This window comes from Actinosynnema sp. NPDC037264, from assembly GCF_055603705.1.
The window spans coordinates 136,769-151,136 of the sequence record NZ_JBVJVK010000017.1; the positions used below are offsets into that span (position 1 = coordinate 136,769).

Consider the following 14,368-nt stretch of genomic DNA (forward strand, 5'->3'; position numbering starts at 1 on the left):
GAACCCTGGCCGAGGGACGACCGTTGTGCCGAACCCCGGTCAGTCGGTGTCGGTGAGGGCGGCGGTGGGGTCGCGGTGCGGGGTGCCGGTGGGCCACCAGTCGCCGTCGGCGGCGCGGTAGGGGTACCAGCGGCCGTCGCGGCCGTAGCGGAGCTGTCGGTCGTGGACGGTCCAGCGGTTGCGCCACACGGTGGGTTCGGGCAGTTCGCCGCTCTCCCAGGCGGCGCGGGCGCGGGCGGTGTCGGTCTTGCCGGGTGTCCAGGGTTGTTCGAGGACGTCGAGGGCGCCGGCGCCGCCTTGTTGCCAGGCGCGGACGGCGCGCGGGTCGGCGTCGAGGCGCTCGCGCAGGGCGGGGTGGGTGGCGGCCATCCGGATGTGGTCGCGGCGGTCGTCGGGCGCGGGCCACCGGCCGGTGGCGAGCACCTCGCGGGCCTTGGCGGCGGCGTCGGCCACGAGCAGCCGCAGCACGTCGACGTCGAGGCCGGGCGCGGGTTCGAACTCGGGCAGGGGGCCGAGTTCGCCGGGCGGCGGGTCGTCGGGCAGGTCCGGGACGGGTCGGACGTAGGCGGTGGTGGCGAGGACGCCGGTGGTGGGTCGGGCGCCGGCGACGACTTCGTCCTGGTCCCGCCCGCGCAGGAGCAGCAGGACCCACGGGTCGGCGTCGAGCAGCCAGGACGCCTGGTGGCACAGGGCGGCGGCGTGGCGGCAGGGCAGTTCCCAGCCGGGGCACGTGCACTCGGGGTCGAGGTCGCCGATGCCGGGCAGGAGCGGCACGCCCGCGTCGGCGGCGGCCTCGGCGAGCTCGCGGGGCATCTCGCGGTCGAGCAGCGCGGCGAGGTGCCCGGCCTTGGCGGCGATCTGGCCGAGGAACCGGTCCCACTCGGCGTCGGTGAGCGGGGTGAGGTGGACGGAGGTCTGGTAGGTGTCCTCGGTGTCGTAGACGGTGGCGGCGAGGCGGCCGGGGCTCACGGTGATGGTGCCGACGAGCCCGGCGTGGGCGTACTTGCGTCCCTGTCGCAGCGGCGCCTGGTCCAGCGAGGTGTCCTCCAGGGCCTGCAGCCACGCCTTGCCCCACCAGGAGCCGGCGCGGCGCACGCCCTTGCCGAACGCGGGGAAGCCTTTGACGCGATCGCTCATGTGCCGCTCCGGAGTTCGACGAGGTTGCCCAGTTCGTCGTCGGACAGTTCGGTGAACGCGGCGTCGCCGCGGGACAGGACGGAGTCGGCGAGGTCGCGCTTGGCGCGCAGCATCGCGGCGATGCGGTCCTCGATGGTGCCTTCGGCGATGAGCCGGTGCACCTGCACGGGCCGGGTCTGGCCGATGCGGTGCGCGCGGTCGGTGGCCTGGTCCTCCACGGCGGGGTTCCACCACCGGTCGTAGTGCACGACGTGGTCGGCGCGGGTGAGGTTGAGGCCGGTGCCCGCGGCTTTGAGGGAGAGCAGGAACACCGGGCACTCGCCGTCCTGGAAGCGGCGCACCATGTCCTCGCGGGCGGGGACGGGCGTGCCGCCGTGCAGGAGTTGGCTGGGGATGCCGCGGCCGGCGAGGTGGCGTTCGATGAGGCGGGCCATGGCGACGTACTGGGTGAACACGAGCACCGCGCCGTCCTCGGCGAGGATGGTGTCGAGCAGTTCGTCGAGCAGTTCGAGCTTGCCCGACCGGCCGGCGAGCTTCGGCGAGGTCTCCTTGAGGTACTGGGCGGGGTGGTTGCAGACCTGCTTGAGGCCGGTGAGGAGTTTGACGATCCGGCCGCGGCGGGCGATGCCGTCGGCTTCGCGGACCTCGGCCATGAGCTCGCGCACGACGGCCTCGTAGAGCGCGGCCTGTTCGCGGGTGAGGGCGACGGGCTGGTCGGTCTCGGTCTTGGGCGGCAGTTCGGGCGCGATGCCGGGGTCGGTCTTGCGGCGGCGCAGCAGGAACGGCCGCACGAGCCGGGCGAACCGCCGCGCGGCCTCCTGGTCGTGGTCGGCTTCGATGGGGCCGGCCCAGCGCGCCTTGAACTGGGCGGCGGTGCCGAGCAGGCCGGGGGTTGTCCAGTCGAGGATCGCCCACAGCTCCGAGAGCGTGTTCTCCACCGGGGTGCCGGTGAGGGCGACGCGGGCGCGGGCGGGGATGCGGCGCAGGGCCTTGGCGGTGTCGGAGGCGGGGTTCTTCACGTGCTGGGCCTCGTCGGCGACGACCAGGCCCCAGTCGACGTCGGCGAGCCGGTCGGCGTCCAGGCGCATGGTGCCGTAGGTGGTGAGCACGAAGCCCTCGTGCGCGACCTCGCGGCGGGGGCCGTGGAAGCGGCGGACGGGCACGCCGGGCGCGAAGCGCTCGATCTCGCGCTGCCAGTTGCCCATCAGCGACGCGGGGCAGACCACGAGGGTGGGTCCGGGGTCGCGCCGGTCGCGGTGCAGGTGCAGCGCGATGAGGGTGATGGTCTTGCCGAGGCCCATGTCGTCGGCCAGGCACGCGCCGAGGCCGAGCGAGGTCATGCGGTCCAGCCAGCGCAGGCCGTGCAGCTGGTAGTCGCGCAGGGTGGCGCGCAGCGCGGGCGGCGCCTCGACGGGGTCGTCGTCGAGGTCGGCGAGGCGGGACTTCAGCTCGTCGAGCCAGCCGGTGGCGGCGACCTCGACCTCGACGCCGTCGACGCTGGTGGTGCCGGTCAGGGCCGCGCCGAGCGCGTCGATCGCGGTGACGGGTTTGAGGTTGCGTTCGCGGGCGCGGCGGGCGAGTTCGGGGTCGACCAAAGTCCAGCGGTCGCGCAGCCGCACGACCGGCCGGGTGGACTCGGCGAGCCGGTCGAGCTCGTCGGGGGTGAGCGGGTCGTCGCCCAGGGCGAGCTGCCAGTTCACCGACGTGAGCTGGTCCGGGCCGAAGAACGCGGGCCGGTCGGCGGGGCGTTCGCCGATGACGACCTTGGCCGACAGGTCCCGCACGAGGTCCTTGGGCCAGTGCACGTCCACGCCGGCGGCGGCGAGCCGGACCGCGCCGGTGGCGAGCAGGTGCTCCACGTCGGAGTCGAGGAGGGCGACCTCGTCGGGCACGGGCTGGTCGAGCAGCCGTTCCAGCGGCGACCAGGCGCGGGCGGCGCGGCGCAGGGCGACCGTGGCCTCGGCCCGGGACCGCTGGTTGGCCGACGCCCAGAGCTCCGCGGCGTCGACCACGCGGGCGGGGTCGGCGAGGCTGTGGACCTGCACGACGGCGCGGAACGGGCCGAAGCCCTCGATCCGCAGCGAGATGCGCACGCCCTGGTCGGCCCAGTCGCGCAGGTGCGGCACCCGCTGCGGCGCGGTGGCGGCGAAGGCGGGCGCGCCGGCGGCGTGCACGGCCGCCGCGCCGCGCGGCATGGTGTCGGCGACGGCGTCGAGGAACGCGCGCAGCAGCGGTTCGGCGTCGGGCAGTTCGAGCGGCTCGCGGCCCGGCAGCGGCACGGCCCGGGCGTGCGCGGGCATCGCGTCGGCCAGGTCCCGCACGCGGGCGTGGTCGGCGGCGTCGAGCGGACCGAGCAGCCAGGCGTCGAAGTCGCCGTCGGTGACCGCGGGCCGCACCCGACCTCGTGCGACGAGCTGCAACGCCACGACGACGGCCGCGCCCCAGAACGCCGCGGCGGGGTGGGCGTGCGGTGTGCGGCGGGCGCGGCTGAGCAGCGGCACGGCCTCGGCCACGGGCAGCCGCAGCGCGGGCACGGTGCGCGCGGCGCCGTCGGGGGTGGCGACGGTGAGCCGGTCGGAGCCGGGTGCGCCGTCCGGTCCCGGGTGGTCTTGAGCGGGGTAGAAGGCGACGGTGGACGTGCGTGGCGGGTCGGCTGCCTCGAAGACGGCCGCGTACCGCTCCAACCCTGTGTTCAGCGTTCCCCCTCGCTACTCAAGTTTGAGTATAACCCAGCTGCCGGGTGCGCCGGGCGATCCCGGCTCGCCCGCCATGGGGTAGGCGCCCGCTTCGAGGCGTTCGACCAGGCCCCGCGTCCACTCCGCCCCGCTGGACGCGGTGTGCTCCCACAGCCCGAACAGCTCCTTGACGTGCGGCGGCTCGCCCCACTCCCCCGCCTGCCCGCGTGCCGCGTCCCGCCGCGCCTCCAACGCGGTCAACCGCTCGGTGAGCAGCGCGACGGCCTCCTCCCGCGACAGCGACGGCAGCAACGCCAGCCCGGCGGCCAGCAGGTCGGGCCGCGTCTCCGGGCGGCGCAGCGCGTCGCGCAGCAGCCTCTGGTACTCGGCCTCCCCCTTGGGGGTGATCTCGTAGTCCGTGCGGCCCGGCGGCACGGAGTGGTCGGTCAGGCTGCCGTCCTTGGTGAGCTGCTTGAGCGCGTGGTAGATCGAGCCCCACTTGACGTTGGCCCACTCCCCCGCGCCCCACGACATGAGGTCGTTGCCGATCAGGTAGCCGTGGGCGCGCCCGTAGCCGCGCACCACCCCGAGCACCAGCAGCCGTGTTGCCGACATCGCGTCCTCGTCCAGCGGTGTCCGGGTTCCGCGATCCCGGTTTCGCCGATCAGGGTAGAGCGCCGAGGATGGGCCGGTGACGCTTCCCAAGATCGACGACGCCGGGCGGCGCGCCCGCCTCGGCGTCCGCCACCTGCTGTCCACCCGTGCCGCCGAGGTGGAGGACGTGGTCGACGCGGTCGTGGGCCTGCACGCCACCGATCCCGCCACGGTGTTCCTGTCCGCGTGCGCCCGCCTGGAACGGCCTTCGGTGGAGGCGGTGGAGGCCGCGCTCTACGAGCGGGGGACGGTGGAACGGCTGCTGTGCATGCGCCGCACGATGTTCGCCGTCACCGCGGCGACCGCCCCCGTGGTGCACGCCGCCGCGGGCGCCGCCGTCGCCGCGGCGGAACGGCGGAAGCTGCTCGGCTACCTGGCCGAGGGCGTCGGCTGGGACGCCGACCGGCTCGCCGCGGTCGAGGACGCCACGCTGGAGGCTCTGCGGCAGCGGGGTGCGGCCACCACCGTCGACCTCACCCGCGACGTGCCGGACCTGCTCGACCAGGTCGTCGTCGCGGCCGGCAAGCCCTACGAGACCCGTCAGAACGTGTCCAGCCGCATCGTCCGCGTCCTGGCCGCCGAGGGCCGGATGAGGCGTGGTCGTCCCCTCGGCACGTGGCTGAGCACCCGGTTCCGCTGGGAGCCCGCCACGCCGTGGCCCGAGGTCGAGCCCGACGCCGCGCGCGCCGAACTGGCCCGCCGCTGGCTCGCCTCCTACGGGCCCGGCACCGAGGCCGACCTCAAGTGGTGGACCGGCTGGAACCTGGGGCACACCCGCAAGGCCCTCGCGGCGGCGGGCGCCGTCGCGGTGGAGCTGTCCACCGGCCCCGGCTACGCCCTGCCCGAGGACCTCGACCCCGTCGAGGACCCGCCGCCGTGGGTCGCGCTGCTGCCGGCACTGGATCCGACACCGATGGGGTGGCAGGCTCGCGGCTGGTACCTCCCCGACCGGCACCGGCCACGCCTGTTCGACACGGCGGGCAACGTGGGTCCCACCGTGTGGTGCGACGGCGCGGTCGTCGGCGGGTGGGCCCAACGCGCCGACGGCGGACTGGTGTGGGAACTCCTCGAGGACGTCGGCGCGGATGCGGAGGCAGCGATCGCCCGGGAGGCGGACCGGTTGGCGTCCTGGCTCGGCGGGGTGCGCGTGATCCCCCGCTTCCGGACACCGTTGGAGAAGGAGTTGGCGACATGATCCTGTTGCGGAAGGTGGACGACTGCGCGGTGGAACGGCTGCTCGGACTCGCGGTGGCCGACACCGACCCGGGCGACGTGATGCCACCGGGCTGGACGGTCGACCGGCCCGACGAGTTCCGCGAGTTCTACCGCGGTTTCCAGGACGACGCCTACGAGATCGTGGAGGACGACCGCACCGTCGGCATGGTCCGGCTCACCGCCAAGGGCGAGACCGGCATCTGGGTCGCCCGCTGCGCCCGGGGCAACGGCATCGGTCTCGCCGCGCTGCGCCGCGTGGTCGAGGAGGCCTCCAGACGCGGCGTCACCACGATCGTCGCCGACACCACCACCGACAACGTCGCCGCCACGACCCTGCTCCGCAAGGCAGGCGCCACCCTGGAGGTCGACGGCGCCCGCGTCTGCGCGCGCATCGCCGTGCCGACCGAGCCGTCGCCCGACCTCGCCGACACCGGCGAGCTGCTCGTGGCCTACCTCGACTTCTACCGCGACGCCGTGCTCCGCAAGATCGACGGCATGTCGGAGGAGGAGCTGCGCACCAGCCGCCTGCCGACCGGCTGGACGCCGCTGGCGATGGTCAAGCACCTGGCGCACGTGGAACTGCGCTGGCTGCGCTGGTGCTTCCGCGGCGAGGAGATCGCCCACCCCTACGGCAACCTGGATGTCAAGCGCGCCGAGTGGGTCGTCGAGGACGACGACACCACCGACCGCGTCCGGGCGTTCTACCTCGAGCAGTGCGCCCGGTCGCGCGACATCGCCGCCGAGGCCGCCCTCACCGATCGCGCCGCCCGCTGGAACCGGCCGGAGGTGCCGCCCGCCACGCTCGCCTGGATCCTGTTCCACCTGCTGCAGGAGTACGCGCGCCACGTCGGCCACCTCGACATCGCGCGCGAGCTCAGCGACGGCGTGGTCGGGACCTGACCGTCACGTCGCGGACCGGCGGAGCTTGGCGGCCAGCGCGCGGCGGGCGACCGGGCCGAGCTCCTGCACCACGTCGACCAGCGCCGCCACGCGCTCCAGGGCGTCCAGCGCGGCGTTCGCGCCGGCGGGGTCGACGCCCTCGAACAGCTCCAGGCCGATGAACCCGGCGCACACGGCGCGGGCGAGCCCTGCGGTGTCCACCAGGTCGGCCACCGGCGAGTCGCCCAGCAGCCGGTCCAGGGCCCGTTCGACCGGCCGGACCCACAGCTCCAACGCCGCGGACGTCGCCTTGGCCAGCGCCGGGTCCGCCTGCGCGCCGGCGAGCACCTGGGCGAGCACCATGACGTTGCCCAGCGAGCGTTCCTCGGCGTGCAGCCGCCGGCCGAGGTCCAGCAGCTGCCGCAGGTCGGCGACCTCGTCCAGCCGGGCCGCGAACGGCGCCACCCTGGCCTCGGTCGCGGCCAGGCACGCCGCTTCCAGCAGCTCGTGCACGCTGCCGAAGTGGTAGAACACCAAGGCCTGGTTGACGCCGGCGGTGGCGGCGATCGTGCGCGCGGACGTCCCGGTGATGCCGTGCCGCCGGATGGTCTCGATCGCGCCGTCGATCAGTCGCTGTCGGGTGTCGGCCATGTCATCACGGTAGGGGCGCGGCCGCGCGGACCTCCGCCGGGCGTGCGCACAGGTAGGGCCGGGCGAGGGCCAGGGCGGTCGCGGTGAGGCCGATCCCGACGAAGACCGGCGCCAGGTGGCCCACGTCGGTGTAGCCGATGGCGCCGTGCACGACGACCGCGGGCAGGAACCCCGCGGCGGCGGCCAGGGCGAGCGACCACCACACCCACGCCTCGCCCCGACGCCAGCCCCACGCGCCGAGCAGCGTGATCGCGGCGGCCGCGGACATCAGCGCCCCGCCGAAACCCGCCCGGTCGTGCGCGACGAACCCCGGCAGCCGGGGGTTGGCCGCCCGCAACGCCTCCGCCCCGGTCCGCAGGAACTCCAGGTCGGAGGCCACGAACACGTCCGACAGGCCGACCGCCGACACGACCACCCCACCCGCGAACAGGCCGACCCCCGTGCACACCAGGAGCAACTGCCCGACCAGCGCCCGGCGCCACTCGTGCTCGGGCCCGTCCGGGCGCGCGGTCCACCGGGGGTCGTGCGGACGACGCCGGGTGGCGGCCAGGAACATCGGGAACAGCACCACGGCCGCCGCGGTGTGCAGCGGCTCCACGAACCCGACCCCGAGGAAGTAGAGCACCGTCGGGAACCCGACCCACTCGGAGACGAGGAACGCCTCACGGGCCCACGGCCGGCCCGTCCGCATGCCGCCACCCGCCAGGCCCACGTAGAGCACGCCGATCGCGATCATCGTGCCCGCCATGGTGATCCGGTCGTGCTGCAGGAAGTGCACCAGGTGGTGGTTGATCCCGTGCAGCCCGGCCACGTCCGCGCCGAGGAAACCGCGGTCGTACCACAGCAGCACCGGACCGAGGGTGATCGCGGCGGCGCCCGAGCCCGCGACGATCATGCCCAGCCCGACCAGCACACCCCACCACCACGCCGGCCACCGCCGGGGATCACGTCCGACGTCGCGCACCGACGGCGCCGGACCGGTGGGCGTCGCCGCCTCCACGACCCGCGCGAAGAACCCCGGACCGGCCCGCACCAGCACCTCGGGCGTGACCAGGACCGCCTTGGCCGGATCGGCGAGGAGGTCGGCGGCACGTGCCGTGGACGTCGACGCCAGGTGGACCACGTGCGGATCGGCCCCGACCCGGACCGCGTCGACGTGCGGCGACAGCGCCTCCACCACGGCCTGCCCAGTCGCCCGCACCACCACCGGCACGCGTCGGCCCGCGACGGCCTCACGCACCACGTCGACGTCCGCGGGCCCGACCGGCGCCACCTCGACCACCCCCGCGCCCAGCAGCGGCAACGCCCGCACCGCGTCCCGCGCCGCACCCGGCGGCACCACCGCGCCCAGCCGAACGCGCACCGGGACGCCGGCGACCACGCCGGCCAGCCGCGACGGCGGATGACGGTGCCCGAACCCCCACGACACCAGCCGGCCGCCGCCGGGCCACGACCCGACCGTAGCCAACGTCCGCAACGCGACCCGCCGGGAGCGAGGGGTCCCCAGCAGCGCGGCGGCGATCCCGCGCAGCGGGTGGTAGGTCCAGTCCGGCATTCAGCGCCCCGCGCCCGCCGGCACGCCGGGTGGCGTCCACCCGAGGACCGGCGCCATGGCCCGCAGCGTCACGGAGGCCGGGGTCAGCCTGGCGGCGAGATCACGCGCCGCCACCGCGGGCGGCCACGACCACCGGGCCAGCCGGCCCAGCCGCGCCGAACGCCGCACCACCCTCCGCGTCCGCGGCCCCCGCACCCGGTCGTAGCGCACCAGCGCCGAACCCACGCTCGCGTCCTCGGAGACCAGGCAGTCGGCCAGCACGACCGCGTCCTCCAAGGCCTGACCCGCGCCCTGCCCCAAGGCCGGGTCCATCGCGTGCGCCGCGTCCCCCGTCAACACCACCCGGCCGCGCACGCAGCTCGTCAACGGCGGCAGGACGTGCACGTCGTGGCGGACCACACCGCCCTCCGGCACCGCCGCCAGCAGCGCGGGCACCGGGTCCGGCCAGTCGCCGAACCGGTCGCGCACGGCGGCCAATTCACCGTCGGCGGCGACCCCGCCGGCCGGCACCGCCGCCGTCCCGAAGCAGTAGAACCGCCCACCCGGCAGCGCGGTGAACCCGAACCGCTCACCGCGACCCCAGATCACCGAGCCCTCCCCCGGCGGCTCGGCGACGGGCTCGGTGATCATGCGCCACGCCGTGCACCCCGCGTAGCGCGGCGCCCGCGCGTGCGGCCACCACTGCCGCCGCACCCCGCTGTGCACACCGTCCGCGCCGACCACCAGGTCCGCCCGCACGACCCCGCCCCGGTGCTCGACCACCATCGCGTCACCGTCCGACCGCACGGCGGACACCTCGCTGTCCGACCGCAGGCACCCCGGCGGCAACGCCTCCGCCAACGTGCGGACCAGGTCCGCCCGGCGCACCACGACCAGCGGCACGCCGTGCCGCCGCGTGATCTCGGCGTTGTCCAGCCGCGACAGCCACCGGCCGGAGCGGCCGCGCACACCGCCCGCCGTCTCCACCGCGCCGACCGCCCGGACCCGCTCCGCCACCCCGAGCGCCCCGAGCGCGCGCATCGCGTTCGGCCACAGCGAGAGCCCCGCGCCGACCTCGCCGAACCCGGCCGCGCGTTCCAGCACCACGACCCGCCACCCTGCCAGGCGCAGCGCGACCCCCGCCGCCAGACCACCGATACCGCCACCGACCACGACCACTGTTCGCCCGACCACCGGCCACCCCCTGTTTTGAGCGAGTGCTCAAAACGGAGGGTAGCCAGTTTTGAGCACTCGCTCAATGCCGGATCAGGACGACACCGAACCGATCACCACGGTCGCCGACAACTCCTCGTCCGACACGACCTCCGCGCGCAACCCACCCGCCGCGAACGCCGCCACCGTCCCCGCCGCCTGCCGCGCGCCCGTCTCCACCAACAACCGCCCACCCGGCGCCAACCAGCGCGCCGCACCCGCGATCACCCGCCGCTGCACGTCCAGACCGTCCGTCCCGCCGTCCAACGCCACCCGCGGCTCGTGCTCACGCGCCTCCGGCGGCATCAACCCGATCGCCCCGGTCGGCACGTACGGCGCGTTCGCCACCAGGACGTCGACCCGCCCCGCCAACGACACCGGCAACGGCTCGTAGAGATCACCCGCGTACACCCGATGCGAACCCACGTTGCGCCGAGCACACGCCACCGCCACCGGATCCACGTCCACCGCGTGCAACTCCACCCCGGCCACCCGATCGACCACCGCCGCACCCACCGCACCCGACCCGCAGCACAGGTCCACCACCACGGCCCCCGCCCGCGCGACCCCCACCGCCACCCGCACCAGGAACTCCGTGCGACGGCGAGGCACGAACACCCCCGGCTCCACCACCACCCGCAACCCGCAGAACTCCGCCCACCCCACCACGTGCTCCAACGGCAACCCGGCCACCCGCCGGGCCGTCAACGACTCCAACTCCTCCGGCCCACGCGCGGCCGCCACCAACACCCGCGCCTCGTCCTCGGCAAACACACACCCGGCCGCACGCAACCGTGCGACGACATCAACATCCATGGGAACGAACGCCTCTCGTGAAACCCGAGGGCGCCCCTCACACCGCCACGACGCGGCCGGGAGCGACCCGATGCACAACAGCAGAAATGGGTCCCACCTCCCTCGTCCGCGCCAACCGGCACACCGTATATCACCGCCCACCGACCTCAACCCCCGCCGGCGCGCGCACGCGCCACCGCGGCCTCCACGCCGTCCAACAACACCTCCAACCCCGTCACGAAGTTCCCCACCGCGTCCCGTTCCAGGTACGGCACGCAGTCGTCCCCCTCCACCGGCGGCGGCTCCTCGGCGCCCAGCCACGCCGACAGCGGGAAGCGCTCGGCGAAGTCCGGGGCCACCTCCTCGAACACCGCCGAGCGCGAGAACCACCACTCCTCGTCCGTCATCCCCGTCTCCCGCGCCGCCCGCCGCGCCTCCGCGATCACCCCCGCCGCACCGCGCACGAACTGCACCAGCGCACCCACCACACCCCGCAACACCGACACGTCCAACCCCGTCGGCCGCAGGATCCGCAGCAGCACCTCCACCATCAGGAACTCGTTCGGCCCCAACACCGGCCGCGCCTGCGACACCTGCAACACCCACGGGTGAGCCAGGAAGAAGTCCCGCGCGTCCCGCGCCCACGCCCGCAACGCCACCCGCCACCCGCCCTCCGCCGGGTACTCCGACGGCAACTCCCCCAACACCCGGTCGTACATCAGGTCCAACAACTCCGCCTTGCTCGGCACGTACGTGTACAACGCCATCGCCGAACGCCCCAACCGCTCCCCCACCGCACGCATCGACAACGCCGCCATGCCGTCCCGGTCCGCCACCTCGACCGCCGCGTCCACGATCACGTCCACCGACAGCCCCGACCCCGCACCACCACCCGGCGCACGCCACAGCAGCCGCATCGACCGACGCGCGTCACCCTGCCCGGCGAAGACCGCCACTTGCCCACCCCTTACAGCGTAAAGTACCGTGCCGCGAGCACCTTACGGCATAAACAAAGCAGGGGGAAAGCCAGGCGATGGCCGCACCAGCAGACAGCCACGACGTCATCCAAGTACGCGGCGCCAGGGAGAACAACCTCGCCGACGTCTCCGTCGACATCCCCAAACGACGACTCACCGTCTTCACCGGCGTCTCCGGCTCCGGCAAGTCCTCCCTCGTCTTCGGCACCATCGCCGCCGAGTCCCAACGACTCATCAACGAGACCTACACCGCGTTCATCCAGTCCTTCATGCCCAGCCTCGGCCGCCCCGACGTCGACGCCCTGCGCAACCTCAGCGCCGCCATCATCGTCGACCAGGAACGCATGGGCGCCAACTCGCGCTCCACCGTCGGCACCGCCACCGACGCCCACACCATGCTCCGCATCCTCTTCAGCCGCCTCGGCCAACCGCACGTCGGCACCTCCGGCGCCTTCAGCTTCAACCTCCCCGAAGGCATGTGCCCGCGGTGCGAAGGCCTCGGCCGCGTCTCCACCGTCGACGTCGACCAGCTCGTCGACCGCACCAGATCCCTCACCGAAGGCGCCATCACCGTCCCCGGCTTCACCGTCGACAACTGGTACGTCCAGACCTACGTCCAATCCGGCTTCTACGACCCCGACAAGAAGCTCCAGGACTTCACCGACGAAGAATGGGACGCCTTCCTCAACCGCGAAACCACCAAAGTCAAAATCGGCAAGACCAACGTTACCTACGAAGGCCTCCTGGTCAAAGTCCAACGCCTCTACCTGGGCAAGGACCGGGAATCCATGCAACCCCACATCCGCGCCTTCGTCGACCGCGCCGTCACCTTCACCGACTGCCCCGCCTGCGGCGGCGCCCGCCTCAACGCCGCCGCCCTCTCCGCCAAGATCGACGGGGTGAACATCGCCGACTGCTCCACCATGCAGATCAGCGACCTCGCCGACTGGGTCGCCAAGATCACCGACCCCTCCGTCGGCCCCATGCTCACCACCCTCAAAGAACTCCTCGACAACCTCGTCGAGATCGGCCTCGGCTACCTCAGCCTCGACCGACCCGCCGCCACCCTCTCCGGCGGCGAGGCCCAACGCGTCAAGATGGTCCGCCACGTCGGCTCCGCCCTCACCGACGTCACCTACGTCTTCGACGAGCCGACCGTCGGCCTGCACCCCCACGACATCCAGCGCATGAACGACCTCCTGCTCCGCCTGCGCGACAAGGGCAACACCGTCCTGGTCGTCGAGCACAAACCCGAGACCATCGCCATCGCCGACCACGTCGTCGACCTCGGCCCCGGCGCGGGCGCCAACGGCGGCCACATCACGTTCACCGGCACCGTCGACGAACTCCGCGCCTCCGGCACCCTCACCGGCCGCCACCTCGACCACCGCGCCCGACTCCGCGACCAGGTCCGCACGCCCACCGGCCTGCTCCCCATCACCGGCGCCACCCTGCACAACCTCAAAGGCGTCGACGTCGACATCCCCCTCGGCGTCCTCACCGTCGTCACCGGCGTCGCCGGCTCCGGCAAGAGCTCGCTCATCCACGGCTCCCTCGCCCACCGCGACGACGTCGTCACCGTCGACCAGGCGCCCATCCGCGGCTCACGACGCTCCAACCCCGCCACCTACACCGGGCTGCTCGACCCCATCCGCACCGCCTTCGCCAAGGCCAACGGCGTCAAACCCGCCCTCTTCAGCGCCAACTCCGAAGGCGCCTGCCCCAAGTGCAAGGGCATCGGCCTCGTCTACACCGACCTCGCGATGATGGCCGGCGTCGCCTCCGTCTGCGAGGAGTGCGAGGGCAAGCGGTTCACCGCCGAGGTCCTCACCCACACCCTGCGCGGCCGCAACATCAGCGAGGTGCTCGGCATGTCCGTCACCGAGGCCCGCGACTTCTTCACCGAGAAGCAGGCCAAGGCCGTCCTCGACCGGCTCGTCGACGTCGGCCTCGGGTACCTCTCCCTCGGCCAACCCCTCACCACGCTGTCCGGCGGCGAGCGGCAACGGCTCAAGCTCGCCATCCACATGGCCGAGAAGTCCTCCACCTACGTCCTCGACGAGCCGACCACCGGCCTGCACCTCGCCGACGTCGACCAGCTGCTCGCCCTGCTCGACCGGCTCGTGGACGACGGCAACACCGTCATCGTGATCGAGCACCACCAGGCCGTCATGGCGCACGCGGACTGGATCATCGACCTCGGTCCCGGCGCCGGGCACGACGGCGGCCGGGTCGTCTTCACCGGCACCCCCGCCGACCTGGTCGAGAACGGCTCCACCCTGACCGCCCGGCACCTCGGCGCCTACGTCGGCCGCTGACCGTCCCGGCTGCTTTTCACCGAGCCTTCTCCCGGTGCCACGTCCGGCGCCGGGAGAAGGCTCGGTTCAGTCGACACTGAAGTTATTAAGATTATTGGCCAATGGGGCGTGGGTGCCCGATCGTGGTCGTCGTTCGGAATACCGCAGGTCGTTCCCACTGCCGGCCGATTGTCCGGTACCGAGCGGTCCTCTAACGTTGCCGATCACGTCCGCGCGAACGTGATCGCAGAACCTCCACTCCCCGGCCGACCCGCGCCGCTATGGGTCTGCCGGAACCCCTGCACGAGGGAGAACCCTGCAATGGGAGACGTTCGCGGATCC

The 14,368-nt window shown here is 73.7% G+C and carries 11 protein-coding genes; 3 read left to right on the top strand and 8 right to left on the bottom strand.

The genetic code is table 11. From position 1 onward, the window contains the following. Positions 1-39: 39 nt before the first annotated feature. Genes ACZ7GX_RS20845 through ACZ7GX_RS20855 form a run of 3 tightly spaced genes read right to left on the bottom strand, consistent with a single transcriptional unit; the run spans position 40 to position 4,427 of the window. Positions 40-1,137, bottom strand: a complete 1,098-nt coding sequence (locus ACZ7GX_RS20845; RefSeq protein ID WP_498778702.1) for an SWIM zinc finger family protein — start codon at positions 1,135-1,137, stop codon at positions 40-42. Beyond that, positions 1,134-3,821 (bottom strand): SCO1167/SCO6262 family helicase, encoded by a 2,688-nt coding sequence (locus ACZ7GX_RS20850; RefSeq protein WP_498778703.1) that lies wholly within the window; start codon positions 3,819-3,821, stop codon positions 1,134-1,136. Before ACZ7GX_RS20850 ends, ACZ7GX_RS20845 begins: the two co-directional genes overlap by 4 nt. A gap of 24 nt (positions 3,822-3,845) precedes the next feature. Then, positions 3,846-4,427, bottom strand: a complete 582-nt coding sequence (locus ACZ7GX_RS20855) for a PadR family transcriptional regulator (protein ID WP_498778704.1) — start codon at positions 4,425-4,427, stop codon at positions 3,846-3,848. Positions 4,428-4,503: 76 nt separating this feature from the next. Between ACZ7GX_RS20855 and ACZ7GX_RS20860 the strand changes: the two genes are divergently transcribed. Together ACZ7GX_RS20860 and ACZ7GX_RS20865 are read left to right on the top strand one after the other, a co-directional pair. Further along, a complete protein-coding gene (locus ACZ7GX_RS20860) occupies positions 4,504-5,661 on the top strand; it encodes a winged helix DNA-binding domain-containing protein (RefSeq protein WP_498778705.1) in 1,158 nt (385 codons plus the stop codon). Next, positions 5,658-6,581: a GNAT family N-acetyltransferase gene (locus tag ACZ7GX_RS20865; RefSeq protein ID WP_498778706.1), complete on the top strand. Its 924-nt coding sequence runs from the start codon at positions 5,658-5,660 to the stop codon at positions 6,579-6,581. The genes ACZ7GX_RS20860 and ACZ7GX_RS20865 overlap by 4 nt, the downstream gene beginning before the upstream one ends. 3 nt (positions 6,582-6,584) lie before the next feature. Here the strand turns inward: ACZ7GX_RS20865 and ACZ7GX_RS20870 are convergent, their stop codons facing one another. The 5 genes from ACZ7GX_RS20870 to ACZ7GX_RS20890 form a co-directional block, all read right to left on the bottom strand. Next, on the bottom strand, positions 6,585-7,211 hold the full coding sequence (locus tag ACZ7GX_RS20870) for a TetR/AcrR family transcriptional regulator (protein WP_498778707.1): 627 nt from the start codon (positions 7,209-7,211) through the stop codon (positions 6,585-6,587). Between the two features lie 4 nt (positions 7,212-7,215). After that, a complete protein-coding gene (locus ACZ7GX_RS20875) occupies positions 7,216-8,766 on the bottom strand; it encodes a hypothetical protein (protein WP_498778708.1) in 1,551 nt (516 codons plus the stop codon). Further along, entirely contained in the window at positions 8,767-9,939 is a 1,173-nt protein-coding gene (locus ACZ7GX_RS20880; RefSeq protein ID WP_498778709.1) for an FAD-dependent monooxygenase, read from the bottom strand. It abuts the gene before it with no gap. A 72-nt stretch (positions 9,940-10,011) separates the two neighbouring features. Further along, a complete protein-coding gene (locus ACZ7GX_RS20885) occupies positions 10,012-10,773 on the bottom strand; it encodes a putative protein N(5)-glutamine methyltransferase (protein ID WP_498778710.1) in 762 nt (253 codons plus the stop codon). A gap of 146 nt (positions 10,774-10,919) precedes the next feature. Next, a complete protein-coding gene (locus ACZ7GX_RS20890) occupies positions 10,920-11,708 on the bottom strand; it encodes a TetR/AcrR family transcriptional regulator (RefSeq protein WP_498778711.1) in 789 nt (262 codons plus the stop codon). Positions 11,709-11,785: 77 nt separating this feature from the next. Here ACZ7GX_RS20890 and ACZ7GX_RS20895 point away from each other — a divergent pair, with 77 nt between their 5' ends. Beyond that, positions 11,786-14,047, top strand: a complete 2,262-nt coding sequence (locus ACZ7GX_RS20895) for an ATP-binding cassette domain-containing protein (RefSeq protein WP_498778712.1) — start codon at positions 11,786-11,788, stop codon at positions 14,045-14,047. Positions 14,048-14,368 lie beyond the last annotated feature (321 nt).